Raw genomic sequence first — 26,347 nt, forward strand, 5'->3', positions numbered from 1 at the left:
AGATCGGACAAAGTTTAAAACCAATCTCGATCTCTTTCAGGGGGTGGTTCTTTCTTGGTTTTAAAACCAAAGTTTTCCGTATCCTTTGATTGAGAATTTGCTGACCCAATAGAACTTTTATTGGAACTAGACCAATCATTAAAATGATTAATTAATTCTTGGCTGGCTGTTGCTACTTTGGCAGCATGTTGAAGAGTAAGGTCTAAGTCTTCTTTAGCTCGATGAGAAATTATCTCAGAAAAAGAGGGAGATTTGTGGAAGTTTTCGTTTTTAGGGGATTGCTTGGTTTCCGTAATTCGATCTTGAACCGTAAAATTGTCTAATTGACCTACAGTTTGATTGAGAAAAGGGCTATAAGAGTAAAGCTTTCCATTAGTATTCAAGCAAACTGAAGTATCTACCAAACATTTGGCTGCTGCTTTCCATAGCTGACTATTTTGTTCTGTACAACTTTCCCATAAAAATACTTTGTGGGGATATTTTGTTTGGTCGTTTAATTGGGGAAATAGGTCAATTGTAGAATGTTCTATTGATTTTTCGTTAGCAAAATTGTGGGACTGATAAGAACTTAAAAAGGGTTTTTTACTATCTTGGTCATAGTCTTTCACCAGCCAGACCTTTTCAACCTCTCGATAAAGAATTTGAAAGCTTTCTAGGTATGTTCCACTGTAAGCAGGGAGATCTAACAGGTCTTTTCTTTGGTTTAATTGAGTGACATAACCAACAAAGACATATAGTGGTCTACCACGATCATCTTTAGTCATGGCTTCAACCAGCTCTGTACTTACTTGATTAACTAAATCTCTGACCATGCAAGTGACACCAATAATGCAATGGGAATGATTTTTAAATAGTGACCAACGAGGGTTAGAAGGCAACCTTCTGGCTTGATGAGTGGTGGCTAAAATATGTTGAGCAGCCCAATTAACTTCATGATTGGTGAAGTCATCAGGGATAGTAATAAAACGGAAATCGAGATGATAACTGCGGCCATAAACAATCGGTGCCCATTGTTGTTTAGACATCCGCTGTCACCTCGCTACCGCTGAAATATAAGGAAACCTGTTGTAATTCTTGAGAAAGCAACTTCATATTCTCTTCTACTGTGGTTATTTTTGTTTCACAGTTTTGCAGCTCTATAGTCTGCTCGTCTAATTCTGAGTTTTTTAATAGTTGTATTAGTGGATTAGCTTGTTTAATGGCATCAATAGCTAGAAGTTGATGATCGCGATCGGCTTTAAGCTTGATTCCGTAGGCTCTTAACTGAGCATATGCGGCAAAAACTACGGGGAGATGAACATTAACGGGGACGATTTTGGCATTATCAAGATCATCGCATAAATCCTTGCCTAAGCTAACAGGACAAATCATGACCAACCATCCTGAATTGGGAGTAAACAAGGCCTGAAATAATTTTTGCACATCAGCAATAATCTCTTCTTTATCCCGATGATGACACAAATCGTATTTAGTAATGACAATAGCTATCGGGAAAGGATTATGAGGTGTCGGATTTTTGGTAGCACTAATGTATTGCTGAATAAACTGATTCATGCGATCGCTTTTGAGTTCTCGCACAGTTCTGGGAGTAATTTTATCAACTAAATGCTCTCCGGAAATACAAAGAAATAAGCACTTAGATTCCATCAAGTACTGAACTAGTTCGGCGACATCCTGTTCTGTAGAGCGATCGCTTAAGGCCAAACCGCGATAATCTAACCATTGAAACCCCATTAAAGGGCGAAAACCATAACTAAAACCAAAACCATAATATTCCATGGTCGCAGCATTAGGAGTGGGCCAGCGATCTGCTCCTGTTTCCGAAATCAATTTTTCCCATCTCTCAGTTAATTCCAAGTCCAAATCCATATCATTAGTAGCAATGGTAAATCCTTGTATTCCTGTTTGCATCACTGCATACATACCTAGTAGGTAACTGGTTTTCCCTGCACCAGTAGTGCCTAACATCGTAATTTTGATATCTTCAAGTTTCATCTATTAAAACCACTTAGTTATATTGGTGCGAGATTGGGGAGGAGAACTAGTCTTCGTTTGACTAAAGATATTCCAAGGATCTTCCACTGAATGATAAAAATTAGTTGGTTCAACTTTAACATTTAGTTTCGTGGGGTCTAAATGAAGTAGATCGAGAAATTCTCTAACAGATTGGGTTCGTTCAGTAACATCCATGAGCATCGCTTTGGCGATCGCTTGGCTGACATGAGGGCTTATCTGTGGTTCGAGTTCTCTGACCGTTTTCAACTCAACTCCTGCTGCCCTCTCGATGGCAGATATAGGAGCTTTACCAGTTAATAGGTGATATAAGGTTGAACCCAAAGCATAAATATCAGTAAATGCTCCATACTTCAAGGCACGTCCATACTGCTCTAGGGGAGCATAACCTGGAGTTAACAAAGTGGTGTATCTAGCGGTATTTTTTGAGGTAAAATCTCTTGCTGCACCGAAGTCGATCAATACGACTCGTCCATCATCTGCCAGCATAATATTATCAGGTTTAATATCACGATGCAGAAATTGGGCTTGATGAAGAATTTCTAGGGCTTCCCCGACCTTAGCCATATATCCGAGAGCTTCAGCTTCAGTTAATTTTCCCTTTCTTTTTTTGAGTAGTTCTGCCAAAGTTTTACCCTCTAGATATTCCATCACCATGTAGGCAGTATTATTTTCCTCAAAATAATAAAAAACCTGCACAATACCAGGATGATTAAATTGTCCGAGGGTTTGTCCCTCTAAGAGAAATTTTTGTTTAGCATTACTATAGGTGTCAGAATTCCACTTTCCTGCAGAAACTACTGTCGACCCCTCTCTCCAACATCCTTCAGGGAAAAATTCCTTAACCGCGACAGCGCGATTTAGCTTGGTGTCTATACCCTGGTAGGTAATGCCAAATCCTCCCTGACCAAGAGGCTCAGAAATTTGATACTCGCCATCAGACAGACAAGCACCAGGATTGAGTATTCCTTTAACCCTGGTAAATGCAACCATGAAACACAACTCCTACGAAATACTTGTCAAACGTTTGATACATACAGAATTTATAATTAAATTTATTTTTATTTATATTAGGTCTTATCTAGTTAGTTTTTAGATTAGTTTTAATTAGAAATACTTATTAATAATAGTAATAGTTTTGGATCTTAAAAAAAAAGTAAATTTTCTCATCCACTCTGAGAGTGACTTCTAATATCTTAAAATCACATCACGATTAGCTATATAGGTATTTACTAGTAGCTAATCAACTTTAAAGCCAATAATCAATAGCCAATAGCTAGTTAAATTGTTTTAAGTTCATTTAAGACCCAAAAATGTTCTAATTATGAAAAGCATCTCTTAGCAAAATTGTATATTAAGACAAGGGAGGATATGACAGATAATTTCACGGCAAACAATCAACCCCTTCATCATCTTGTTACAATTGCCGAGCAATTTAAACCAGAAGGTCAAGTCACTAATGTTCAGCAATATGGTAGTGGCAATATCAATTGCACTTATCTCGTAACTCTGAATAATCAGCAGCTATTTATTCTCCAACGCCTTAATACACAAGTTTTTCGTCAGCCACGATTGGTGATGGACAATATATGTACTTTATCTAATTTTGTTCGTCCAAGATTAGAAAATTTCACATTTCCTGCAAATCGTCGCTGGATATTTCCTCTAGTATTATCGACTCCTAATAAGCAACACCATTTAATAGCTCAAGATGGTTCTTTTTGGCGTGCCATGAGCTTTATTGATAACTCCCAATCATTTGACACTATCCAAGACATTCACCACGGACAAGAAATTGGCTATGGTTTGGGTATGTTTCATGAGTTAATTAATGATTTACCGATAGAACAATTAGCTGATACTCTAGAAGGCTTTCATATTACTCCTGGCTATCTAGAGCATTATAAAGCTGTAATTGCTGAAACTAAAATCAAGAAGTCCCCGGAAATTAACTACTGCCTTAAATTTATTGGCGATCGCCCAGATTTGCCCTACATCTTAGAAAATGCCAAAGCATCGGGAAAGCTAAAGCTGAGAACAATTCACGGCGATCCTAAAATCAACAACTTTATGATTGACTGTTCTACCAATCAGGCGGTAGCGATGATCGATCTTGATACGGTCAAACCTGGATTAATTCACTATGATATCGGTGATTGCTTACGCTCAGGATGTAATCGATTGGGGGAAGAAACTGATTTATGGGAAGAAGTAACCTTTGAACCAGAACTTGCCCAAGCTATTTTACAAGGCTACCTTCAGATTGCTCAAGCTTTTCTCACTGAAAACGATTACGACTATATTTACGATTCAATTCGTCTGCTAGTTTTTGAATTAGGACTCAGATTTTTTACAGATTACCTAGAAGGCAATGTGTACTTTAATGTTAACCATGCTCAACATAATTTAGCCCGAGCCTTGGTACAATTCAAACTAACCGAAAGCATCGAAGCGCAAGAAGCAGTAATCCGTAAAATAATCCATGATTTGCGATGAAACAGTCTGACTTTTGCTTGAAGCCATTTGCCGTCAATACTACTCCTGAATTAGAAATTACTGGAAGTATCTTCCGTAAACTTAATCAACTCCAGATTAAATATCTACTAGCAGGAAATTTAGCCTCAATTGTGATTCCTCCATTGAATAAAACACCCACTCGGCAACGCGATCTTTGGGAACATACTTGTTTAGAATTTTTCTTAGGACTTAAAGACTCCCCAAAATATTGGGAATTTAATCTCTCACCATCAGGAGATTGGAATGTCTTTCGTTTTGCCAATTATCGCCAAAATATTGCCGAAGAGCTGGCTTTTAATTCATTATTTTTTGCCATTTTGCAGCAGACTAATTCTTGCCAACTAAATTTGGAAGTCGATCTCAACCAAATTATTGACCCCGAGCAAAATCTGGAAGTTGGTATTACTGCCGTCATTGAAAACCAGCAACAGCAGCTTAGTTATTGGGCATTAACTCATACAACTTCTGTAGCAGATTTTCATCAACGAGATAGTTTTATTATTAATTTGTAATCCTTCTCTAGGTATCGAGGCATTAATCCCAAAAGTCATTCAAAAAAGTCGAATATAACAGTACAAATTGTACTTTTAACTAATTTTTGAACAAGAAGTTATTGGATCTTACAGTTTCTATCCTCCCAACTCATTTTTAATAGTCAAGATTAAACTATCTATTTCTTCAGGCAACGTTAAATAATGAATACAGGCGCGGACGCAGTCCGGATCGGCAATAGTTCTGAGTAAAAACCCTTGTCGCTCTAAATTATCTACTAGTTGCTTGTGCTTAATTCCCTGTACTTGGAAGGATACCAATCCAGCCTCGGGCGGTGTATGTTTGAGACAACTCACCCGTTCTATTTGCTGTAATTGCTCCCAGAGATGTTTGCCCAATGAGATTATCCTTTGATAACGGTCTTTGGGAGTTCCCCATTCTTGATGAGTGGCGATCGCACTTCTTAAGCCTTCATATTCTGGATAGGCTGAGGTTGCTATCTCATATTTTCTGCCGTCTTGTTTCCAGGCGATTGGTTTTCCCTGAATATCTAGATCTACTCCTCGCCAACCAATAAAGGTCGGTTCTAATTCTTTAAAAGCCTCTTTGCTGATATACAAACCACCAACTCCCGCCGGACCACAGAGCCATTTATGTCCGGTAAAAGCATAGTAATCGACTTCTAACTCGGGTAAATCTAACGCTAATGAACCTACAGATTGAGCAGCATCTACTAAAACTCTCACTGGTTGATATTTAGTAGGATAATTATGACAAACCTGGTTAATTTCTTTGAGGGGCAATACTTGTCCTGTATTCCAAAGTAGATGGCTCAAAACCACTAATCGGGTATTTTCGGTTAAGTTACTCTCAATCACCTCAACTGGATCGCCATGATTCAGAGTATCCATAATCGGACAAATATCAATTTCAACCTGAAAACGGCGAGCAATTTCCTTGACGGAGGCAATAATTCCGGGATGTTCGCAGTCTGTCATCAAGATGCGATCGCCTGCTTGCCAATCTCTACCCCACAAGGCAATATTGCACCCTGCCGTGACATTTTCTGTGAGGGTAATTGTTTCCCCGGTTGTGCCCAATTCTGAGGCGATCGCTTCTCGTAGTAAACTGACTTTCTTATTTAACCAAGTATTGATTTTGCCAGAAAAGGGACCTACTTGTTGAATATATTTATGAGTATCAATGATCGCTTCAAAAGCAGCTTGGGGCATTGTCCCCTGACCACCAAAATTAAAATAAGTCTTGTTAAGTAATCCAGGAAATTGTTGACGATGTTCTTTGAGGTCGGTTTTAGATAGACTATTAATCATAAATAATATCCTGCACTGTGGCGAACCATTGTTAGTATATCGACATTTATCAATTAATATTCAGCGACATAATCTTTGGGGAAGTAAAGCTGTTTTACGGCAAAAAAGCAGGAATTTATTCTTTCTCCTAATTCCTGATTGCTCATGCTTTCTTCCTAAAAAATGTTAATCACCGATCATCTTCTACTAAACTACAAACGCTGTAACCGTCGCACCTTTCTGGAAATATATGGCAACCCACAACAAAAAGACCCAGAGAAAGACTTTCTGCTGAAACTAAAACGAGAAAATCAATCTCATATTCGGAATGTTATTCAAGCAAGATCTTTTGATTATCATCAGCCTGAAGTATCCCGACACCATTGGCAACTTAATACCCAACAAACTATTGAATTGATGCGGCAAGGAGTAGACTGCATTTATCGAGGGATGTTGAGTCTTACTTTTGCTGAATGGAAGGCAGTTTTGGGAGAGCAAATTTTTCTAGCCAAGCTCAAAGATAATCAGCAAGAAATATCATCACAAATATTATCGACAGTTACTTTTATAGCTGCACCAAGTTTACTGATCAAACAATCGGGAAAATCTAGATTTGGTAACTGGGAATATGTTCCGATTAATATCAAGTTGGGTCGTCGGGCAAAACCGGAATATAAGTTAATTGCGGCATTTCATAGCCAAATGCTTGGCATTATTCAGGGGACAATTCCCGAGCGATCGCAGTTGATTTTAAGAGAACACAATGACTACTTCATCAATTTAGACCACTGGTTAATCAAAATGCAGTATATCGTCGCCGACTGTTTTGTGATGTTGGTAGACAAATTAGAACCAGAGGTGTTTATTTCTCGCCAAAGATGTAGTCTGTGTAATTGGCATGGTCACTGTTATAAAATAGCACAATCAGAGCAGCATTTATCCTTAGTGCCTGGAGTGACTCCTAGACGCTATGAAGATTTACAACAGATGGGAATTAATAGTGTTGAATCTTTGATTGAGGTCGAGGAAACTCGACTCGGTGAAATGGTTGGCTATGATGTGGCTCGCCAGTTAAAACAACAGATTGCTGCTATACAAAGCGATCGCGCTTTAGTTAAATCTAGTTTTGATCTGATTAATACTCAGCCGATTCCCACCGGGGCGATCGAGCTATATTTTGATATAGAAGCGGAACCAGAACGCCAAACTGACTATTTACTAGGAGTTTTAGTAGTCGATCGAGCAGAAAATACAGAAAAGTTTTCGGCTTTTTTAGCGGAAAAACCGGAAGATGAAGGCAAAATTTGGCAACAGTTCCTGGATTTTACTGCCCTTTATCCCGATGCCCCCATTTTTCATTATTCTGAATACGAAGTAGATACGATTAAACGCCTAGCACGACTTTACGATACCCCTAAATCTACTACTAAAGACTTACTTTCTCGTTTTGTCGATCTTCATCGATGGGTAACAAAATCAGTAGTTTTTCCTGTAGAGAGTTATTCTTTAAAAGCTTTGGCTAACTGGATTGGCTTTTATTGGCGTGAAACTAAAGGAAGTGGTGATCAGTCGGTGTGTTGGTATGACCAATGGTTACAAACTCAAGATCGAGCTTTGTTAGAGCTGATTTTAAGTTATAACGAAGATGACTGCCGAGCAACCCGCTGCTTAAAGGATTGGTTATTAGACTTTTTAGAATCTCAAAGGAATCAAAAAATAACTCTTACCCAATCAATGAAAAAATAAATATAGTTGGTGCCGGACTTAGATACTTGGGAGTTCAACCTAGCAATTTTCCATAACTCCGAACTAACCTATAACCTATAACCTATAACTCCGAACTCCGAACTCCGAACTCCGAATTCCGAACTCCGAACTCCGAATTCCGAACTCCGAACTCCGAATTCCGAATTCCGAACTCCGAACTCCGAATTCCGAACTCACGATAAAATAGTTGCGCTGAAAACTTTTATAAATAGTAGATATTAATAAAATGACGGATAAATCACCGATTCCAGTAGTAGTTAATGGTGCTTTGGGTCAAATGGGCAGGGAGGTGATTAAAGCAGTATCTCAAGCAGAAGATATGCTGTTGATCGGCGCAGTGGATAAGAACCCTGAATATTTGGGTCAAGATATCGGCGAAATTATCGGTGTGGGTGCATTAGAAGTTCCTGTATTAAACGATTTACAGAGTGTCTTGGTTTTAGCTACTCAAGAAAAAGTTCAAGGGGTAATGGTCGATTTTACCCATCCTGATAGCGTGTATGAAAATACTCGTAGCGCGATCGCCTATGGAGTTCGTCCAGTCATTGGCACTACCGGTCTAACCAATGAACAGCTCAAAGACTTAAGTGAGTTTGCTGATAAGGCTAGTACAGGAGCGTTAGTTATTCCTAATTTTTCGATTGGGATGGTGTTACTTCAACAAGCAGCGATCAATGCCTCCAAATATTTTGACCATGTAGAGATTATCGAGCTACATCACGATCGCAAGGCAGATGCTCCCAGCGGTACTGCAATTAAAACAGCGCAGATGCTCGCAGAAATGGGTAAATCTTTTAATCCTCCTAAAGTAAAATCGAAAGAAACTATGGCTGGAGCAAGAGGAGGTACAGCAGAAAGCAATATTCCGATTCATAGCGTTCGACTACCTGGCTTAATTGCTCACCAGGAGGTGTTATTTGGTGCCCCTGGTCAACTTTACACCCTACGTCATGATACTAGCGATCGCTCTTGCTATATGCCGGGAGTGTTACTCTCAATACGCAAGGTGACAGAACTAACTTCTTTGATATACGGTTTGGAAAAAATATTGTAGTTTTGATTTAAGTCTAGTTAAAAATTTCTCATGCTCAAACCGATAACCAGAGAAAAATTGGAGCAATTAATTCCTCTAATTGCTACAGGACAACAATATGCCTATTACTGGGGTAAATGGTCAGATTTATTAAATCGATTGCTGATCTCAGTAGTAGGAGTTGTGGTGGTGTTAATTCTGAGTTTATTGTTTGGCGATCAGGGTGATGCTTTAATTTTAATCTTAGGGGCGATCGCTTCTCTTTACTGGTTATGGTGTCCTGTATATCAGGCAAGTTTGCGCAATGCTGCTATTCGTCGTTTTAAATATGCAGGTTTTTGGCGGGGCAAAGTTTTAGATGTATTTCTGACGGAAGAATTAATCGGCGAAGAGGAAACCGTTAATCAGCGCGGAGAATTAGTCATTATTGAAAATCGCGAGCGTTGGATTAATTTATTATTAGGGGATGAGTCTGGTTTTGAGGTGGAAGTGCAAGCTCCTCTACAGCGAATTTATAAGGGAATTGTACCTGGACAAACTGCTGAGTTACTAGTTCTATCTAATCAATCTGATTTGGGTAGAATCAACAAAATCTCTGATGCCTATATACCTAAACAAAATCTTTGGGTAGGACTATATCCTTATCTCCAGAGGGATGTATTTACAGAAGTTAGTCGCCAATTAGGTGGTGTGTCCCCTTCCAGGGTCCGTAGGACAACCCGCAACAGAAGGATTAAGCGTCGCGATCAATACTAAATCCTGTTCCATCTGGAATCTTGAAAAGAGAGAATAACGAGCGAAAAATTTCTGATACAAGCAGCTTGTCCGATCAAGAATAGGAAATAATTAAATTTCTGGTAGCAAGTTTGTATCGAGATTGTACCGTTTGGATTGATATTTTATTTGTATCTCGAATATATCTTTTTATTGGTGGGCAAGCGATCGCGGAACAACAGGCGATCGCTTTTTGTTGAACAAGAAGTATTCCACAATATTATAGAAGACGTAAGTATTCTAGACTACCTTGATTAGCTAATGAGCCTGATATTATTGACTAGTGCATTTTCTAAAACTGAGATTGTGTACAAAGAGATTAAAGTGTGGCGATCGCTTTTTGAAAGATAGGCGATCGCTTCTCTATGTAACTACGAGAAAAAAGGAAATCTTCAAGCCCGCACTACTGATCTAACAAGTTTAAAGTGAGAGGTAAATCTTCTGACTCTGAATTAACCTATAACCCATAACCCATAACCTATAACCTATAACCTATAACAAGTACGGATAATTAATTGAAATAAACAGGCTTATTGCAGACCTAAAAAACTTATTACTTGTTACTCTCCAGAAACTAAAATCAAGTAGAAGATGCCTCAACTACTTCTAAACCAAGGGATTTTGCTCTTTGCTTGAGATTTTTGATGAGTCTTTCTTGATATTTTTGTTCATAGTAATCAGCTCCACGATCGAGATAAGATTCTTTTTTTGTCCAGAGAGTATAGAATAGACGAGCAATTTTGTGTGCTGTAGCAGTAATGGCCTTGGGTGCGCCAGCACGGGAGCGAATGCGTCGATAAAATGCGCCCAAAGCTGAATGAGAACGACTAACAGCTTGAGCTGCCAATCGAAAAGCTGTTGCAGCTCGATTGTTAACTCGACGAGTCTGAGAACTTTTAACTTTGCCCCCTGTAATCCGACAACCAGGACATAATCCGAGCCAAGAGCTGAAATGTTTAGCACTCTTAAATTTAGTCGGGTCTAATCCTACTTCACTGAGGATGGTTTGCACTGTGACTACACTTAAACCATCAATGCTGGTAAAATCTACTCCCGCAATACGATAGAGATGAGAATGTAAGTCGAACCCTGATTTGATTGAGCGACGACACTTTTTCTGGCTATTTAGGGGCGGAGTCTCTTTTGTTTGGGAGGGCAATTTACTGAGACATTGTTCGATTTGTTCCTCTAATAATCCGATTTGTTGTTGATAAAATTGATAACAAGATAATTCTTGATGCAAAATAAAAACCATTTCTGGACGATAATTACCCGTTAGGGCATCTCTAATTTGTTGTGGACTACTTTTAATTCTTCGGTGTGCTAATTTGGCTAAGGTTTGTGGATTTCTTTCCCCAGCAATAATGGCCCTCAGAATATTTAATCCTGTCACCCCTGTAAGATCGCTAATGACTTTATGCAACTGCAAATTCATCTGTGTTAAAGCTTTTTGCATTCTTTGCACATGAGTCGAACTAGCTTGAATCAAATTTTCTCGTTGTCTTAAATAGCTTCTCAGTACAGTTATTTCTCCTTCGGGGATAAAGGAAGGTGCAAGTAAGCCATAACTATGCAGTTGTTGTAACCATTGACAATCTTGGACATCGCTTTTTCTTCCTGGTACTGTTTTTACATTGTGAGCATTGACTAAACAGACTTGGAAGTTATGCTGACTTAAGATGTTAAATAAAGGTATCCATTCTACTCCCGTCGATTCGAGGGCAATACTCGTCACACCGCATTCACTTAACCAATTTGCCAGAGCTAGTAAATCTGGTGTACTACACCCAAAACAACGAACATTAGATTCTGTTGCTGCTATAGGTACACAAACCCAATGCTCTCTTGAGCCAATATCAATTCCCGCCGAGTGCGGATTGATGACTTTTATTTCTGGCTCCTGTCTTTTGCTACTTTTTTTCTGGGATTTTTGGCTTCGACCAATTGGCTTCATTTTTTGCCCTCACTCTTGATAGGGAAATGTTTTCGATGAGGAATGGTTTTCTCTTGTCATTCTCTCCAACGGGATAAGGTTTTTTCTCCTTTCACCAATTTATTTGTCCACTTTCCTCTAACCAAGCTTATTCTCGGGCGTTCGTTGCACCATTGTAACTTCGGCTTTTTTGTGATGAAAACATTTCCACGTATCATGATACTTGGTCTACCAATTTGGTTTCTCATCTTTATTTTGGGGCGCAAAGCGTCCTTCAGGAGCTTATTACTTATTACTTGACTCATTCTTAATTTAAGTATTCAACCGGACTTGATATTATAAGCTATCCAAGCGAGATTAATCAAACTGTTCATAATGGCTGTGGCTACCGTTGAGTTACCTTTGGAGCTATCGATATAAATACTGGGAATAGAAGAATGTCTCAAATCAAGTTTGGCACTTTGCTCACCAAACAGAGGGGAAGTTGCAATTATTAAACTGGGTTTAATCATGCTACTCTCATTCAATTCTATGAAAGTTGCTAAAGCAGTTTGATCCTGACCAATAATAAAAATACTATCTGGATAATTATGACCAAGAGTCTCTAGCCCACTAGCTGCAATAGTTTTGGTTTTGTCTGATTGACCTCTAATTGTGGTACAGCAATAAACAGGATTTAAAAAAGTTTGTTGTAAACGTGGAACTATACTTACTTGAATAGCGGAAACGTCAACCACAATAGATGTCCGAGCTGATAATGCTGCTGCCCCCTTAATTAGAGCATCTTCAGAAAATCTGAGAAGAGAACCGTATTCAAAGTCTGCGGTTTGATAGATAACTCGGCGAATTATTTCGTATTGGGCTGGAGAGACTTTTCGGTTACTATCTTCGAGCTGACGATCAATAATTGCCAGAGAAGAAGCCTCTGTAATGTGTAAATCCATCTGTTTATATTTAATTATCAGTCAATACTTTAATCTAAAAAGTATTGACTGAAGGTTAGCTTAATTAAGTAGCAAATAACTATGAAGGAGTAGATAAACTGGTTTATTTGTAATTACTTTTAGTTTTTTTATACTTATAAGTTGTATTTTAGACTTTTCGTAGATCCTGTGACAGCTTTTAAAGTGATTGCACTAACGCAGCTCCTTAGGATTGCTTTGTGTTTGATGTAGTTGCCATCAATTGACAAGAAACCTAATCAAAAACCTAATCAAGTGCTAATGGAGATTAGGTGAATTCTCTTGGAATTGCTCAGTATTGTTAATGTAGCTACTTGGCAAAAACCCTTGTGTACCTGAGTCAATCTTTTTCTAGATTTCAGAATCTTTGTTATGAATACCGGTTGAATTATATCTTATGTTATTGAATTCCCATAACGTTTTCGATTATTTAAGCAATCTTGCAGATCAAGACAGCAAAGCTAATCTCAATTTTTGTAATTCTTTAGATAAAAATCACAGTAAAGTCGAACCTCTTGCTGCTAAAAACTTTAATTTATTAGTAACTTTTCCTGATAACTGTAAACTGTTAGTTAAACAAGAAAGACATAATCTTGAAGGTAAAGCAGCTGGTGAATTTAAGAGCGAATATCGAATTCAAAAGTGGTTACGACAGTTTCCTGAACAACAAAGTCTCAGTCCTTTTTTACCAGAATTAATCCACTTTGATGCTGAAAATTCGATTATTATTTTCCGCTACTTGGATAATTATCGCGATTTAATGGATTTCTACACCAAAGAGAATAGCTTTCCCAATAAAATTTCCCGTGCCATCGGCACTCTCTTAGCAACTATTCATGGCGATACCTACGAACAAGAAAAGCATCGACAGTTTTTTGAAATACAAGAACATACTCAGGTTGCAGATCAAGTACCTAAATTAATTCGAGGTTTAAAACGAATTACCCCAGAAATATTTGGTTCTGTTCCCGCAGATGGTTTAAAATTCTTTGCTCTCTATCAAAAATACGATAGTTTGGGTCAGGCGATCGCCGAATTAGGAAAATCTTTTACTCCTTCTTGTCTGACTCACAATGACTTGAAGCTTAATAATATTCTCTTGCATACAGATTGGCTGCAAACTAACGACAGTATTATCAGACTGATTGATTGGGAACGTAACAGTTGGGGAGATCCTGCTTTTGATTTGGGAACTCTGGTTGGTAGCTATATCCAAATTTGGCTGGTTAGTTTAATTATCAGTAAGTCTTTGAGTATTGAAGAATCTCTGAGTTTAGCAGTAACTCCGATAGAAAAGCTTCAGCCTTCGATTGCTGCTTTGACTAAAGCCTATCTAGAGACTTTTCCAGAAATCCTAGAACATCGACCCGACTTCTTAATAAGAGTAGTGCAATTTGCTGGTTTTGCTTTGATTCAAAGGATTCAAGCGATGATTCAATATCAAAAATCCTTTGATAATACAGGAATAGCCATGCTTCAGGTAGCTAAAGCTTTATTATGTCGTCCAGAGCGATCGATGCCCACAGTATTTGGCAAGGATATTGTCGAAATAGTACAAATTTGCACTGCTACTTAAGAAATTAATTTAAAAACAAAATTATGACACGATTACTCGATTCTCCTCCATCTCAGATCGACAATTGCTCTAATCGACTACAAACTGTTCTGGAAGATATTGTCAACCAGGTTGAAATTAGAGAGGATTTTTCAGTTCGACATCCCGACTACAAACCCCTAGAACTACCTGAAGAAGCTGTAACGCGGTTTCAGAAAATGCCAGAACAGATGCAGCAAAAATATCTTAGTCTGCAACTGAGGAGTTTCCTTTATGGTATCTACTATAGTGGCTGGATGCGAGAAGCCTTAGCGTTAGACACAGAAGAGAATAATTTACCTTTAGATTTAGAAAATAATACTCTCTTGGGAGTAGATTTAGAATTTTATAATCGCATACATCAAAGTAATAATGGTCAAGGTTATTTCGCTCCCGGTTGGTCGATTCTTAAGGAAGAGGAAGATGGTAGCTTAGTAGTAAAAAAGGGCGGTTTAAAACTACATATAGAGCGTGATAAACATCTACAACCTACCGCACAAAATGCTGTAACTGGTGATTCGGTAGCGATCAAGATGCCCAAAAATTGTGTGCAGAATGGCTATTATATTTCTGTTGGCAATGCTAGAGCAAATCTGCATCAAGATGCTAATGAGGATGTTTTAGTACGGATTTACTTTAACTTGACCCCTGAAGGTGCAGTAGGAGTAATGCATGGTCTTACCCACCAACTAAATGAACAAAATATCCCTTTTGATTTTAAGGTTTTATACAATCCCCAAGATTATCGACGCCATGACTCAGGAGTTTTATATTTTAATAAGAGTAATTATGAGCTAGTTCATCAGATATTACAGAAGGTATATCAAGAGAATAAGTCTCAGTTTAAAGCTGAAGTTCCTTTATTTACTTTGCAGCTAGCACCGGGGTTAGCATTAGCAGAAGAACCAGATCAAAAGTTTGCCCAAAAAGAAAGTTTTGGCATGAATCGCTGTCAAATTATAGCTAATGGTTTACTAGAGGCTTGGTATCAAGATAAAAACTTAGTAAACGATAAAATGCAATACATCTTTGAGCAATTTTCAATTTTAGGTATTGACTTAAACCATACTTACATTAATGCCAACGGAAAGGATATTTATCAAATCTTTTAATAATAACAAAATCTTTAAAAGAATATCAGCATTTTTATCAATCAAATGCTGATATTTATTATTGATAGATCGCCAAACAATATTAATAGTTTAATTACATAAATTGTCTTAGTTGTTTTTGATAGATTGAAAAATATCAATTGTCAAAATAAAAGTAATTCACGTTCTTAAATAATACTTTCTATTATGATGAAATTAGCGACAGATCCCTTGGTACAATTAGCGAATAATGCCTCATCTTTATCAGAGCGCATTAATAACAATCTTAGTTCTCAAAATAATATCCTTACCAAGTCCGATCAATATTTAGTAGAACAACAAATTATCAACTGGTGTAAATTAGTTGGTGGAAAAGAAAAACTAGAAAAGTCCCTGTATTGGTATGGATTAGATTTAGATTCTGTTTGTCCTCTCCTAAAAACATCTTATTTAACAAAATCTTCCTTGCCATCTTGGATCAAAACTTTTCAAGCATTAGTTCAAAGTAGTAAAAATCTATCAATAGAGCTACTAGAAAAAAAAGATTTACCAATTGATTCGGAACATCCTTTCCCTTTTGAGGATTTTTATTTCCCATTCATTCTAGTTGCTAGAAACAAGCTAAATACTCAATTAGCCTCAAATTACATCTTACAAGTATTTAGTCACAAAGCTTATCAAGCATTGGAAAGAAGCTTATTGAAACAATTAGTTGATTTAGGCACAGAAACTTTGCTATTAGAATTTAACAAAGTAAAGGAAACATATTACTCTCAAGAGCAAGAAAATCTTCAGACAGATGAAAGTCGAGCTTGTTATACTTCTTTTATTCAAAATATTCAACAAGATGGAGGAGTAAAATTTTTTGATAATTATCCTGTCTTAGCTCGTTTAATAACTACAACTATTGATTTCTGGGTAGAATCTACCGCAGAATTCATTCAAAGACTGCAAAATGATTTATTGGCAATTAAAAATACTTTTTCTGATAACAAAAGTTTAGGAAAAGTTGAATTCATTGATACTTCTCTATCTAATCCTCATCATGGTAAACGGTTCGTTTTAGCTCTGACTTTTTCTTCTGGGGTAAAAGTTGTCTACAAGCCTAAAGATTTAAGTTTATCTGTTGCCTTCAATCAATTATTCGATTGGTGCAATCATCAAAAAATATCTTTACCTTTCAAATTAACTAAGATTTTAGAGTGTCAAGGATATGGTTGGGTTGAATATATTTTTCAAGAGCCTTGTTTGGCACAAGTAGAAGTCAACAACTTTTATAAAAGAGCAGGAATGTTGTTATCACTGCTCTATGTATTAGGAGCAAAAAACTGTCATGCAGAAAATGTTATCGCTAATGGACAATATCCTGTTCTTATTGACGCTGATATTCTAATGCAACCTTCCACTAAAAACAGCGATAAACCAGGTGAATGGTTTAGAGATTCAGTTGTTGGGATTGGATTTTTGCCGGCTTGGGATGGTGATATTGATATAAAAAGTTCTCAAGACTCCAGTGTTTTAGGCAATATACATCCTCATCAAGTAAATTCTTCGAGAGAGTGGAAATTTATTAACACAGATAAAATGCACTTAGCTCCAAAGAGTAAAATTATTCCTGCTGGAACTAATGTAGTAATTCTAGATAGTAAAACTATTGCTCCTTATGACTATCAAGAAGATATTGTTACTGGTTTTGAGGAGATATACAGGCTGTTAATCGAACACAAAGACACTCTGATAGAAACAGAAACGCCTCTAGCAAAATTTAAGTTTTCTAAATCTCGATTTATTGTCCGTCCAACATTAACTTACGCCATCACTGCTAAGAAAAGCATTAGTCCTCAATATTTAAATAATGGCTTTGACTATAGCTTGCTGATTGATATCCTTAACTTCAATTATTCAACTACAAAAAACAAGTCAGATACTAAGGAAATTTTAACTGCGGAAGCAAAATCTTTACAACGGCGAGATATACCTTATTTTTCAGTAGCTTGTGACAGCAATGCTCTAGAAGTTGAACCAAATAAACTTATCCAGCAGTTTTTCAAAATATCTAGCTATCAACAGTTAATTTCTCGGTTAAAGAATCTTGATCGCCAAGACTTAGCCTTGCAACTAAAAATGATTCGGTTGAGTCTTTATGCCAAGATGGCGCATCGAAACAAAACAAATACTACCGCTACCCAACAAGATGACTATACCCAATATGCCCCACTGAGCTCAGAACAATTAATCCAAGAGGCTCTAAAAATAGGCGATAGTCTGGTGAATAGTGTTATTCGTCATGACGATGATTGTAACTGGCTTTCCTTAGAATATATGTTTAAGGCAAACCGGTATCAACTTCAGACTCTAGATAATTCTTTATTTACTGGGCGTATTGGAGTTTGCTTGTTCTTGGCAGCTTTAGCAAAAGTAACAGGTCAAAGCGAATATAAAGATGTCGCCTTGGCAGCTTTATCTCCTTTACTGCGCTCTATTACAAAAGTAGAAGCTCAGAAAAGATTTGTTGAGCCAGGATTAGGCATTATCGGCATAGGCGGTATTATTTATAGCTTAGTTAAAATTAGCCATTTTCTGGCAGAACCAGAACTTCTCAGGAATGCTCAAGAATTAGTTAAGTCGATCACCCCAGAAGTTATTGCCACAGATCAAAAGCTAGATCTTGTATTTGGCATAACAGGAGCAATCCCAGGTTTATTATCTCTATATCAAGAGACTGAAGATAGAACTGTTTTAGATAGAGCTATTTTATGCGGAAATCATTTATTATCTAAGCAAACCGGTACTTTTCCCAGAGCTTGGAAAACTTCAGAAAAAGCAGGAAGTAAACCGATGACTGGTTTATCTCATGGTGCATCGGGTATTGCTTTATCATTACTACGCCTATATGCTGCCACATCAAATTCAACTTACTTAGAAGCCGCTAAGGAAGGGGTTGAATATGAACGTAATGTCTTCAATAAGTCATTAAAAAGATGGCCCGATTTCCGTTTATCAGCACAAGCAAATCAACTTGATATTATGTATGCTTGGTGTAATGGAAGTCCTGGTATTGGATTAGCTCGCTTAGGTAGTCTCCCGATTATCAAAACGAAAGAAACCTATGCCGATATAGAGATAGCTCTAGACATGACTCAGAAATATGAACTATTTAATGGCACTAGTAGTATAGATTATTTATGCTGTGGAAGTTTGGGAAGAACCGAATTATTTGTTTTGGCAGCTCAAAGACTTAATAACCAAGATTGGCTGACATTCGCCCGAAAAAATGCAGCATTCGTAGTTGCCAGAGCCACAAAAAATAAAAACTATGGTCTTTTACCTCATTTAGCTGATTCTGTTTTAAGTCCTAGTTTTTTTAAAGGAAGTGCAGGATTAGGCTATCAGTTTTTACGTCTAGCAAATCCAAAGTCCTTACCTTCAGTACTTATTTGGGAATAAAAACAGAGCATTAATCATAATCTGAATCAAAGACATATTAGTATTAGTTACTAATTTAATTTAAAAAAAACAGCTTACTAAAACTAGCAGGCTGTTTTTTTTACTTGTTTTGGATTAAACATGAGAAGACAACTCAATTATTTATATTCTTTAATCACTAAAATAAGCACCATTTTAAACAAAATTAAATCACTATTTAATTCAAACCGAGTTAATGGGTAAAATTATAATTTTAATGAATAAAAAAATTGCATATTTTGGATTCAAAACTGTTATTTATTTTGTGGTCTTTTTGGCTTTAAGTTGTTTATTATTAGATCAGAAATTAAAAATAACTAATTTCTCTTAATCAACAAACTCAAAATTAATTGGAGAAAAAAACAATGGCTAATATCAATATCGAAAACATCTCTGACTTGGCTTTAAATGGTAATGATTTGTTTGAAGATTCAGAAAGCTTTATTACTGAGCTTGATGATAATGAACAAGCTATCATGGGTGGTTGCGCTGTTACTAACATTGGTGATTGCGGTAATACTGTAGGTGATTGTAGAGTGACTATCAATATCACATAAGGTCGGAGTACTCTTTACTGTGAGAAGTTAGCTAGTTGACTTCTCACTGTCCTAAAGAGTCGGTGATTCTGGTCTTAAGTTTTTAGTTTTTAGTTTTTAGTTCAAATTGACTACTAATTACTAAAAGAAGTATTCCTAGAAGGAAGAGGCTGTAAACCCAGAACGATGCCAACTCGGAGCTCTGAGTGGCTCCTAGAGATGTAAAAAAGCTAGCAAGTATTTGGCTTTTGAGAGTAATTGGTACAAAGATTTTTTTGTACCAATCTCTTTATTTAATATAAATAAAATAATTTTGTGATCCTTTAGTTTTACTCAAAACCAATTATTATGATTATAAAAATGTATAAGCAAATAAACAATATATTTCAAAGCTATTTACTTGGACGTTTCAAACCATTACCTAAAAGCGAAAATATTGATATTGCCTTGAATAAGCGAAAAGAAGTGACTCTGATGGCTCATTTGCCCTTGGAAGATCTTATCTGTATCAAGAAGATTAGTAATGCTAGTCAAGCTGGATTAGCAGCATTATTTAAAGGTAAACTAATTGATGCACAACAAGCATATACAGCCGCAAATAAAATAATCAAATCTAGTCAATTTAACGATGAAAGTTTTCTAGTTGTCAAAGACCTTTTTAATGCTTCTCAAGGTTATTTTGATTATCGTCAAGGGAACTATGAAAATGCTAGAGTAAATTTACATATAGCTCTAGAAGCATGTATGGCTTTAGTCAACCAATATGGTTATGATTTCTTACGAGGAAGACCAATTCATCTCGCTAATAACTTAGTCAAAGTTGAAGCCTGCTCTGGGAATTATGAAAAAGCGATCAAAATTGCTTGCTACCTAATCAATAATATGAAAGGTAACTATAATAGCTCACTTGATAGAGATATCAATTTACTTGAACCTGTTCAACATTTATTATTAAAAGATGAACGCTTTGAAAGCTTCTTATTTACTCAAGTTTTTGAAGAAATTGCCAAACTACTTGCTAGTTGCGATGATAATAAATCAAATAAATTAGTTGATTTAGCTACTGATCTTATTGGAGAATGTAGCCCATCATCAAATAAACAATTTGATCGAGAATATACTTGGTTTAAGAATAAACAAACTTTACAAAAAGGTAAAACTGTTGAATTTCTTGAAAAATCTAGTAAGTTTTTAGAAGAGGGAAGAGGTTATGCTAAGCATTTATGGCATGCTACAGTTTTAGACCTACTAAAAATCTGCAACAACATAGACTCTGAAATATCACAAAGGCTACAACAACAGATCAGAGAAGATTTTTCTAATTATAAGTATTTACCTAGTGTTTTAAAAGCGTAAAATTCAAATAAATTATGTCTTTTGAAATATTTACTAACTATGGCGTCGCCATGGCAAACCACAGCCTATTTAAAGGTTTTTCTCTCATAGTGAGATCGCCATAACTAAAAATAAATAATTTCTATCAAGCAATAAACACAAAATTAATAAAAAAAAATAACAACAATGCCTAATATCAACATCGACAATATCTCTGACTTAGACCTAAATGGTAATGATTTATTTGAAGATTCAGAAAGCTTTATTACTGAGCTAAGTGATGATAACGAACAAGCTATTATTGGTGGTTGCCTGTTTACCGGTGGTTGTTTGTTTACTGATGGCTGCGGTTTAACTCGAATTGGTGGTTGCGGTAACACTATAGGACAATGCGGTAACACTATAGTTATAAATATAAGTATCTAATGGCTTCATAAATTTCGATAACTTTAGCTCACGATGTTTTTAACTTGGCTTTTTCCTATTGCTTTTGCATCAGAGGTTTGGTTGAGCCCTAAATCTTTACCTTCAGTGCTTATTTGGCAATAGAAACTGAGCATTAATCATAATCTAAATCAAAGACATATTAGTATTAGTTACTAATTTAATTTATATCACGTGAAAAGCTCAGTAATTAAAATAAAATAAATTGGTCAACTTACGACTTTAATAAATACAAAAAAATGTATATTTTAGATTCAATACTATTGCTTATTTTGTGATTTTTTTGATTCTAAGTTGTTTATTATTAGATCAGAAATTAAAAATAACTAATTTCTCTTAATTAACAAACTCAAAATTAATTGGAGAAAAAAATAATGACTAATATTAATATCGACAATATCTCTGACTTAGACCTAAATGGTAATGATTTGTTTGAAGATTCAGAAAGCTTTATTACTGAGCTAAGTGATGGTAATGAACAAGCTATTATTGGTGGTTGTGTTCTTACTCCGATTGGTGATTGCGTTCATACTCAAGGATGCGGTAATACTATGATTTGCCCAGCAATTTCATGGGCTTTGAGTTGATGCCATTGTGTTTCAGCCCCATTCATATCAGAACAATAAGGTGGCAAGAAAAATAATAGTAATTCTTGTATTGCGCTAGAGTCTCTTCTTATTGTCGATTAAGTTCGATGCGTAGTGGTGCAAGCATTTTTTCTTCATTATTTCACTTAATCATCTTATATTTAATTACAACCATCTACTTACTAATTTAATTTATAAAAAACAGCCTACTGGTTTTAGTAAGCTGTTTTTTTTACTTATTTCGGATTAAATCCGAGAAGACAACTCAATTATTTATATTCTTTTATTACTAAAACAAACACCGTTTTAAATAAAATTAAAATTGCTATTTATAGACGTTTTCAATGGGATAGACCCTACTAAAATTAATTATTGCGTACCCATTAACCATCAGCCATCAGTTTTTTTGAATTTTTAGTGTGATCTAATCACGTGAAAAGCGCAGCAATTAAAATAAAATTAATTGGTCAATTTACGACTTTGATAAATACAAAAAATTGCATATTTTGCGTTCAAAACTATTATTTATTTTGTGGTCTTTTTGAGCTTAAATTGTTTACTATTAGATCAGAAATTAAAAATAACTAATTTCTCTTAATCAACAAATTCAAAATTAATTGGAGAAAAAACAATGGCTAATATCAATATTGAAAACATCTCTGACTTAGCTCTAAATGGTAATGATTTGTTTGAAGATTCAGAAAGCTTTATTACTGAGCTTGATGATAATGAACAAGCTATTATGGGTGGTTGCGCTGTTACTAACATTGGTAATTGCGATAATACTGTAGGTGATTGTAGGGTGACTATCAATATCACATAAGTTCGGAGTACTCGTTAACGCGAGAAGCTAGCTACGTAACTCGGAGCTCCAAGTTGGATCCTTAAGATGTAAAAAAGCTAGCAAGTATTTGGCTTTTGAGAGTGATTGGTACAAAAAAGTCTTTGTACCAATCTTCTTATTTAGTATAAACAAAATAACTTGTTTTAACCGATATGCCCCTTAAAGGTAGTCTCATGAAAAGTAAAACCATACTGTCTCTTATAGGATTCCCTCTAGCTTCATTAGTTATATTTTTTGTACTAACAAATAGTAGACCAATTATTAATTTGAGTGCAGCTAACATGGAACAAAAAGTTATGTTAAACAAAGAGACTAGACAAGTTGAAAACTTTGATTCAATTAACATTCAGGGAGACTATAGTATCGAAATTGTTTGCCAAGAAGAGCCAAGTATTGAACTCCAAAGCTTTAAAGATATTTTGACATTAGTTCAAACAGAAGTAAGGGATAATACTTTATTTATTTTTCCCAAAAGTAAAATTCCTAATGATGAAGATATTAAAATTAAAATCTCAGCTATTAACTTAAACAACATTTATGCTTTAGGCGCCAATAATATCCGAGTAAATAACCTCAAAAATGAGCAGACAAATATTAATTTAAATGGTAGTTCTAACTCTAAGATATTTGGAAAAACCGGAGAACTAAATGTAACGATATCCGGTCAAGCAAACTTTGATGCCCAGAAATTTGCATCACAGAAAGTTAAGCTTGATTTGTCTGGGTCTGTAATGATACAAGTTCAAGCAAATGAGAAACTCGATATAGCGATGAATGGTGCGGGAGCTATTTATTATCATGGCAATCCTAAGATAGCAACTAGGAATATAAAGGGACCAGTCATTATCAAACAAAAATGAATGCCATTAACAACTAGCTATTAAAATCAAATAATCTCATTATAATTTGATATTTAGAGCAATTTCTGCATTTCAGTCCAAGAAAAATCTTGGGCTATTTTTTTTATTTCAAAGCCTATTGACAAAAGGATTGTAGAACATTCATCATATAGCATTATGCTTTAAGCTTAGGACAGAAGATATTGGTTCAAAGGGAACAGGGAATAGAAAATGTCCTAATATTTTCTCGTGGTGCTATATAATCATTATTCAAAGATGCTCGTTTGCTTTTTGGTCGCAGCGATCGCACGCACTCGCCGTACCAGCACAGGCGATCGCTTTTTAGCGAATTGTTGGATTACACAAAGAAGGCGAGAATTTTAGGTAGAACTTTGGCACAAGCTTTAGCTAATTTTGAAGCTGGTTCTACTCCTTTGGCTATTACTTCTAAAAAACCTACTGCCCGTTCAGCTTTTTTCTGCATAGTTTCAGCTTGCGGATTTTGTCCTGCTTCCGCCAGTATTTGTAACTGTTCTAGAACTTGCTTTTGATCATCTTCAGACAATTGAGGATCGTCAATTGCTGCTTGAATTTCAGTCAATAAATCTTTGATACCTGGTTCCTCTGGATTAGATGAAGATGGTAGCTGGTTAATGGCATTAGCAACAGTACCGTTAATATCCCCTAAACTGAATGCTCCTGCACCACTAGCATTAACAGTTCCACCTGAAATATTTAGGTTTCGGCTTTGGTCAGTTTTCTGGTCTTCAACATAATCCCCTTTAATATTTTCAATATTGCGATCGCCTGCCATATTATTATCTCCTTGTTGATGATAGTTTGAAGCATAGAAGCCAGGGCGTTTTAGTGCCGTATCGACCATATTTTCTAAACTGGCAATACGGTCGTCCTTTTCTTCCATTAGTTGGGCAACTTCTACTGCTGCTAAAGCTTTAAGTTCATTGTAAGTCTCAAAATAATCAGCACTCAGTTGGGACTTATCAGCTTTTGCAGATGTTTTAGCTCTAAGCAGCAATTTATCTGCACCCTTTCTTTCCATTGCTACTATTTCCAGTTCCGCATCGGGATTGTTCTCCGCCAATTCCTTAAAAGATATTGCGATCGCCCTTGGGTCTACTCCTTGATTGTGATAGAGATCGAGGGTATCAAAAACAGGCTGGATAAAATCGCCAAAGTCACCGTCTGCAAACACTTCTAACCGATTGTCAGGTTTGCGATATGGATCGGGGTCTTTGTCAGTCGGCAGACGCATAAAGACATATTCGCATCTCACCCCATTCAATACAGTATTTGAGGTGATGCCCCAATCTTCAATAAAAGCTCCTGTGAGAGTAGCTCCTGTAAAGTCCGTTTTATCTAACTGCGTCTGTACCAGTTTGGCTCTGGATAAATCTGCATCCTGTAGATTAGCCTCACTTAAATTGGCATCAATAAAGCTAGCATCTGTCAGCTCTGCTCCTTGAAGATTAATACCCTGTAACTTTTGACCATCAAAATTCTTGTCAATTCCTTTACCAATCAGCCATTGCCTTACTTGAGTGCTTTTTAGATAAGTATCTCCAGGGCGCACCCGATCTAGCATTTTCGCCCCATACCAACGAACACGAGTTAGGGTAGCTTTTCTGAGATCTGTGCTTTTTAATCTAGCTCCTGTGAAATTAGCATCAGTTAAATCGGCACCTCGAAAACTCGTACCCCGCGTAGCAGCAAAAGCAATGGCAAAAGAACGCACCCAAGCATCTCTGGCATCACCTTTCAAAGCACGCCAACCAATAAATACTCCTGCTCCTGCTACTGCTACTGCTCCTGCTCCTGCTCCTGCTACTGCTACTGCTCCTGCTCCTGCTCCTGCTCCTGCTACTGCTCCTGCTCCTGCTCCTGCTCCTGCTACTGCTCCTGCTACTGCTACTGCTACTGCTCCTGCTCCTGCTCCTGCTCCTGCTACTGCTACTGCTACTGCTCCTGCTACTGCTCCTGCTCCTGCTCCTGCTACTGCTACTGCTACTGCTACTGCTACTGCTACTGCTACTGCTCCTGCGAATGCGAATGCGAATGCTCCTGCTACTGCTACTGCTACTGCTACTGCTACTGCTACTGCTACTGCTCTTATTCCTTGGGGTATAATTGCAATCAGAAATATAACTAGTACTAGTAAACTAACACAACCTGCAATTTGATTAGTTAAGTCGGAGTCAAAAATTAGTGAAATAAAAGCACCAGCAAATATTGAGAACAATCCTGATATGACTGCTAGTAGCCAGGAAAGAATAGTTAAGAGTGCTGCCCAACGTTTTTGTAGTCCACACTTCGCACCAGTAAATTTAGCCCCTCTGAGATTTGCACCTGTAAAGTTAGTACTGCGAAGATCCGCCTCACTAAAATCTGCTCCTGAAAGGTCTTTTCTCTTAAAAGATTGTCCTTTTAGATTTAGACGCTGAAAATTCCTTTCCCCTGCTGCATATTTCTTCAAAAGTTCATTGGCTTTCATTCCCTTTGTTTGTGGGCTAGCTTTTATTTGATTTACTGGAATTAGACCAGATCGAAGTTTATCTCTGCAAGATCAGAGAGGAGGAGCTTAAAGCCTAGAGCTTGGAGCTTAGAGCTTTTATGAAAATATACCGTTATTTTAAGCGATATATATATTTTAGAAGGTCAATATTTCGGGAAAGTTCGATAAACTTATCATTTGTAGCAATACGGACTTGTATTAGGATACTTATTGCTCATTACTTACGAGCAGTTAACTAAACTTGTCCTAAGAGGTTGTCTGAAAAGTCTCATTTGTTAAAT

General features: G+C 36.6%; 21 protein-coding genes. 14 read left to right on the plus strand and 7 right to left on the minus strand.

Features of this window, described 5'->3' with window-relative positions; genetic code table 11:
• Window positions 1–14 precede the first annotated feature (14 nt).
• The 3 genes from PLEUR7319_RS0110355 to PLEUR7319_RS0110365 are packed head-to-tail and all read right to left on the minus strand — an operon-like array spanning window position 15 to window position 3,006.
• Window positions 15–1,025 carry a hypothetical protein gene (locus tag PLEUR7319_RS0110355; RefSeq protein ID WP_019505155.1) on the minus strand — a complete coding sequence of 337 codons (1,011 nt, stop codon included), beginning with the start codon at window positions 1,023–1,025 and terminating at the stop codon, window positions 15–17.
• Complete coding sequence (locus tag PLEUR7319_RS0110360; protein WP_019505156.1) at window positions 1,018–1,995, minus strand: hypothetical protein; 978 nt, start codon at window positions 1,993–1,995, stop codon at window positions 1,018–1,020. The genes PLEUR7319_RS0110355 and PLEUR7319_RS0110360 overlap by 8 nt, the downstream gene beginning before the upstream one ends.
• A gap of 3 nt (window positions 1,996–1,998) precedes the next feature.
• Window positions 1,999–3,006 carry a serine/threonine-protein kinase gene (locus PLEUR7319_RS0110365; RefSeq protein WP_019505157.1) on the minus strand — a complete coding sequence of 336 codons (1,008 nt, stop codon included), beginning with the start codon at window positions 3,004–3,006 and terminating at the stop codon, window positions 1,999–2,001.
• 378 nt (window positions 3,007–3,384) lie between these two features.
• Between PLEUR7319_RS0110365 and PLEUR7319_RS0110370 the strand changes: the two genes are divergently transcribed.
• Window positions 3,385–4,509, plus strand: a complete 1,125-nt coding sequence (locus PLEUR7319_RS0110370) for a phosphotransferase enzyme family protein (RefSeq protein ID WP_019505158.1) — start codon at window positions 3,385–3,387, stop codon at window positions 4,507–4,509.
• Window positions 4,506–5,042, plus strand: coding sequence for a DOMON-like domain-containing protein (locus PLEUR7319_RS0110375; protein WP_019505159.1), 537 nt, complete (start codon window positions 4,506–4,508; stop codon window positions 5,040–5,042). The genes PLEUR7319_RS0110370 and PLEUR7319_RS0110375 overlap by 4 nt, the downstream gene beginning before the upstream one ends.
• A gap of 117 nt (window positions 5,043–5,159) precedes the next feature.
• On the opposite strand, the gene PLEUR7319_RS0110380 is transcribed toward PLEUR7319_RS0110375, so the two are convergent.
• Complete coding sequence (locus PLEUR7319_RS0110380; protein ID WP_019505160.1) at window positions 5,160–6,353, minus strand: aminotransferase class V-fold PLP-dependent enzyme; 1,194 nt, start codon at window positions 6,351–6,353, stop codon at window positions 5,160–5,162.
• 162 nt (window positions 6,354–6,515) lie between these two features.
• Between PLEUR7319_RS0110380 and PLEUR7319_RS0110385 the strand changes: the two genes are divergently transcribed.
• The 3 genes from PLEUR7319_RS0110385 (at window position 6,516) to PLEUR7319_RS0110395 (ending at window position 9,888) form a co-directional block, all read left to right on the plus strand.
• The gene (locus PLEUR7319_RS0110385) at window positions 6,516–8,078 is read left to right on the plus strand and encodes a TM0106 family RecB-like putative nuclease (RefSeq protein WP_019505161.1); all 1,563 of its coding nucleotides are present in this window, start codon (window positions 6,516–6,518) and stop codon (window positions 8,076–8,078) included.
• A 247-nt stretch (window positions 8,079–8,325) separates the two neighbouring features.
• The gene (gene dapB, locus PLEUR7319_RS0110390; RefSeq protein ID WP_019505162.1) at window positions 8,326–9,153 is read left to right on the plus strand and encodes a 4-hydroxy-tetrahydrodipicolinate reductase; all 828 of its coding nucleotides are present in this window, start codon (window positions 8,326–8,328) and stop codon (window positions 9,151–9,153) included.
• 30 nt (window positions 9,154–9,183) lie between these two features.
• Window positions 9,184–9,888, plus strand: coding sequence for a hypothetical protein (locus PLEUR7319_RS0110395; RefSeq protein ID WP_019505163.1), 705 nt, complete (start codon window positions 9,184–9,186; stop codon window positions 9,886–9,888).
• A gap of 598 nt (window positions 9,889–10,486) precedes the next feature.
• Here PLEUR7319_RS0110395 and PLEUR7319_RS0110400 read toward each other — a convergent pair.
• Both PLEUR7319_RS0110400 and PLEUR7319_RS0110410 read right to left on the minus strand, forming a co-directional pair.
• Complete coding sequence (locus PLEUR7319_RS0110400; protein ID WP_019503253.1) at window positions 10,487–11,860, minus strand: IS110 family transposase; 1,374 nt, start codon at window positions 11,858–11,860, stop codon at window positions 10,487–10,489.
• 299 nt (window positions 11,861–12,159) lie between these two features.
• Window positions 12,160–12,783 carry a precorrin-8X methylmutase gene (locus PLEUR7319_RS0110410; RefSeq protein WP_019505165.1) on the minus strand — a complete coding sequence of 208 codons (624 nt, stop codon included), beginning with the start codon at window positions 12,781–12,783 and terminating at the stop codon, window positions 12,160–12,162.
• A gap of 415 nt (window positions 12,784–13,198) precedes the next feature.
• On the opposite strand from PLEUR7319_RS0110410, the gene PLEUR7319_RS0110415 reads away from it, so the two are divergent.
• The 9 genes from PLEUR7319_RS0110415 to PLEUR7319_RS0110460 all read left to right on the plus strand — a co-directional run bounded on the left by PLEUR7319_RS0110415 (window position 13,199) and on the right by PLEUR7319_RS0110460 (window position 23,557).
• Window positions 13,199–14,377, plus strand: coding sequence for a phosphotransferase family protein (locus PLEUR7319_RS0110415; protein WP_019505166.1), 1,179 nt, complete (start codon window positions 13,199–13,201; stop codon window positions 14,375–14,377).
• A 23-nt stretch (window positions 14,378–14,400) separates the two neighbouring features.
• Window positions 14,401–15,507, plus strand: a complete 1,107-nt coding sequence (locus PLEUR7319_RS0110420; RefSeq protein ID WP_019505167.1) for a T3SS effector HopA1 family protein — start codon at window positions 14,401–14,403, stop codon at window positions 15,505–15,507.
• A gap of 186 nt (window positions 15,508–15,693) precedes the next feature.
• Window positions 15,694–18,933, plus strand: a complete 3,240-nt coding sequence (locus tag PLEUR7319_RS0110425) for a type 2 lanthipeptide synthetase LanM family protein (RefSeq protein WP_144054283.1) — start codon at window positions 15,694–15,696, stop codon at window positions 18,931–18,933.
• Window positions 18,934–19,316: 383 nt separating this feature from the next.
• A complete protein-coding gene (locus tag PLEUR7319_RS34835) occupies window positions 19,317–19,508 on the plus strand; it encodes a hypothetical protein (RefSeq protein WP_019505170.1) in 192 nt (63 codons plus the stop codon).
• 339 nt (window positions 19,509–19,847) lie between these two features.
• Window positions 19,848–20,843, plus strand: coding sequence for a hypothetical protein (locus PLEUR7319_RS0110440; RefSeq protein WP_019505171.1), 996 nt, complete (start codon window positions 19,848–19,850; stop codon window positions 20,841–20,843).
• 165 nt (window positions 20,844–21,008) lie between these two features.
• Window positions 21,009–21,248: a hypothetical protein gene (locus PLEUR7319_RS34840; RefSeq protein ID WP_019505172.1), complete on the plus strand. Its 240-nt coding sequence runs from the start codon at window positions 21,009–21,011 to the stop codon at window positions 21,246–21,248.
• Between the two features lie 392 nt (window positions 21,249–21,640).
• Complete coding sequence (locus tag PLEUR7319_RS34845) at window positions 21,641–21,853, plus strand: hypothetical protein (protein WP_019505173.1); 213 nt, start codon at window positions 21,641–21,643, stop codon at window positions 21,851–21,853.
• A gap of 631 nt (window positions 21,854–22,484) precedes the next feature.
• Window positions 22,485–22,676, plus strand: a complete 192-nt coding sequence (locus PLEUR7319_RS34850; protein WP_019505174.1) for a hypothetical protein — start codon at window positions 22,485–22,487, stop codon at window positions 22,674–22,676.
• 194 nt (window positions 22,677–22,870) lie between these two features.
• Complete coding sequence (locus tag PLEUR7319_RS0110460; RefSeq protein WP_158441825.1) at window positions 22,871–23,557, plus strand: GIN domain-containing protein; 687 nt, start codon at window positions 22,871–22,873, stop codon at window positions 23,555–23,557.
• Window positions 23,558–23,894: 337 nt separating this feature from the next.
• Here PLEUR7319_RS0110460 and PLEUR7319_RS0110465 read toward each other — a convergent pair whose 3' ends face one another.
• Window positions 23,895–26,045: a pentapeptide repeat-containing protein gene (locus PLEUR7319_RS0110465; RefSeq protein WP_019505176.1), complete on the minus strand. Its 2,151-nt coding sequence runs from the start codon at window positions 26,043–26,045 to the stop codon at window positions 23,895–23,897.
• Window positions 26,046–26,347 lie beyond the last annotated feature (302 nt).

The organism is Pleurocapsa sp. PCC 7319, assembly GCF_000332195.1.
In the GTDB taxonomy this organism is placed as follows: domain Bacteria; phylum Cyanobacteriota; class Cyanobacteriia; order Cyanobacteriales; family Xenococcaceae; genus Waterburya.

Coding starts and splice junctions, on each gene's coding strand:
- PLEUR7319_RS0110355 (WP_019505155.1), bottom strand. CDS start 1,025: ATGTCTAAACAACAATGGGCACCGATTGTTTATGGCCGCAGTTATCAT.
- PLEUR7319_RS0110360 (WP_019505156.1), bottom strand. CDS start 1,995: ATGAAACTTGAAGATATCAAAATTACGATGTTAGGCACTACTGGTGCA.
- PLEUR7319_RS0110365 (WP_019505157.1), bottom strand. CDS start 3,006: ATGGTTGCATTTACCAGGGTTAAAGGAATACTCAATCCTGGTGCTTGT.
- PLEUR7319_RS0110370 (WP_019505158.1), top strand. CDS start 3,385: ATGACAGATAATTTCACGGCAAACAATCAACCCCTTCATCATCTTGTT.
- PLEUR7319_RS0110375 (WP_019505159.1), top strand. CDS start 4,506: ATGAAACAGTCTGACTTTTGCTTGAAGCCATTTGCCGTCAATACTACT.
- PLEUR7319_RS0110380 (WP_019505160.1), bottom strand. CDS start 6,353: ATGATTAATAGTCTATCTAAAACCGACCTCAAAGAACATCGTCAACAA.
- PLEUR7319_RS0110385 (WP_019505161.1), top strand. CDS start 6,516: ATGTTAATCACCGATCATCTTCTACTAAACTACAAACGCTGTAACCGT.
- dapB (WP_019505162.1), top strand. CDS start 8,326: ATGACGGATAAATCACCGATTCCAGTAGTAGTTAATGGTGCTTTGGGT.
- PLEUR7319_RS0110395 (WP_019505163.1), top strand. CDS start 9,184: ATGCTCAAACCGATAACCAGAGAAAAATTGGAGCAATTAATTCCTCTA.
- PLEUR7319_RS0110400 (WP_019503253.1), bottom strand. CDS start 11,860: ATGAAGCCAATTGGTCGAAGCCAAAAATCCCAGAAAAAAAGTAGCAAA.
- PLEUR7319_RS0110410 (WP_019505165.1), bottom strand. CDS start 12,783: ATGGATTTACACATTACAGAGGCTTCTTCTCTGGCAATTATTGATCGT.
- PLEUR7319_RS0110415 (WP_019505166.1), top strand. CDS start 13,199: ATGTTATTGAATTCCCATAACGTTTTCGATTATTTAAGCAATCTTGCA.
- PLEUR7319_RS0110420 (WP_019505167.1), top strand. CDS start 14,401: ATGACACGATTACTCGATTCTCCTCCATCTCAGATCGACAATTGCTCT.
- PLEUR7319_RS0110425 (WP_144054283.1), top strand. CDS start 15,694: ATGATGAAATTAGCGACAGATCCCTTGGTACAATTAGCGAATAATGCC.
- PLEUR7319_RS34835 (WP_019505170.1), top strand. CDS start 19,317: ATGGCTAATATCAATATCGAAAACATCTCTGACTTGGCTTTAAATGGT.
- PLEUR7319_RS0110440 (WP_019505171.1), top strand. CDS start 19,848: ATGTATAAGCAAATAAACAATATATTTCAAAGCTATTTACTTGGACGT.
- PLEUR7319_RS34840 (WP_019505172.1), top strand. CDS start 21,009: ATGCCTAATATCAACATCGACAATATCTCTGACTTAGACCTAAATGGT.
- PLEUR7319_RS34845 (WP_019505173.1), top strand. CDS start 21,641: ATGACTAATATTAATATCGACAATATCTCTGACTTAGACCTAAATGGT.
- PLEUR7319_RS34850 (WP_019505174.1), top strand. CDS start 22,485: ATGGCTAATATCAATATTGAAAACATCTCTGACTTAGCTCTAAATGGT.
- PLEUR7319_RS0110460 (WP_158441825.1), top strand. CDS start 22,871: ATGAAAAGTAAAACCATACTGTCTCTTATAGGATTCCCTCTAGCTTCA.
- PLEUR7319_RS0110465 (WP_019505176.1), bottom strand. CDS start 26,045: ATGAAAGCCAATGAACTTTTGAAGAAATATGCAGCAGGGGAAAGGAAT.